At 71.4% G+C, this 510-nt stretch carries 1 protein-coding gene; it reads right to left on the bottom strand.

Annotation, left to right across the window (positions count from 1 at the left end):
• The coding region (locus tag HUK84_RS22680) for an alpha/beta hydrolase (RefSeq protein WP_374729418.1) at positions 1-510 on the bottom strand (510 nt) is incomplete at both ends.

Raw genomic sequence — 510 nt, 5'->3', positions numbered from 1 at the left:
CGGGTCCAGGCCCATCAGGTCGTGCAGCGCGTCGCGCGTGGCGCGGCAGACCGCGGCGGCGGCGTGCGAGCGCAGCGGAGAGACGATGACGTGGCTATCGGCGCCGGGGAAATCCACCTTGCGCCTGGCCTGGGGCGGCGTGCCGAGCTGGTCGAACATGGCCAGCATCGCGGCGACCGAAACCGTCGGGTCCTGATGAGCCGGGTCGCGATCATAATAGCCCAGGAACACCGGCGCGGTGACGCGCCGGAAGGTCGCCCGGGTCATCTGCCCGCGCGTCAGTTCGGCCAGCGCGACATAGCCGTCCAGATGGACGTCGCCCGTCCAGATCGGGCCCATGGCGGGTTCGTGCGTCACGGCCTGGCCATGATTATGCGCCAGCCACATCAAGGGCACGCCCCAGGGCCAAAATAGCGGGTCCAACCGGTCGTCGCGTTCGCGCACCAGGGGCGACCACAGCACCAGCCCCGCGACCGCCCGCGGATGCTGGGCCGCCAGCGCCTGCGCCAG

This window comes from Nguyenibacter vanlangensis (assembly GCF_013376155.1).
Classification (GTDB): domain Bacteria; phylum Pseudomonadota; class Alphaproteobacteria; order Acetobacterales; family Acetobacteraceae; genus Gluconacetobacter; species Gluconacetobacter vanlangensis.
Note: the sequence above shows the minus strand (reverse complement) of the source record. Positions and strands in the feature narration are given on the sequence as shown.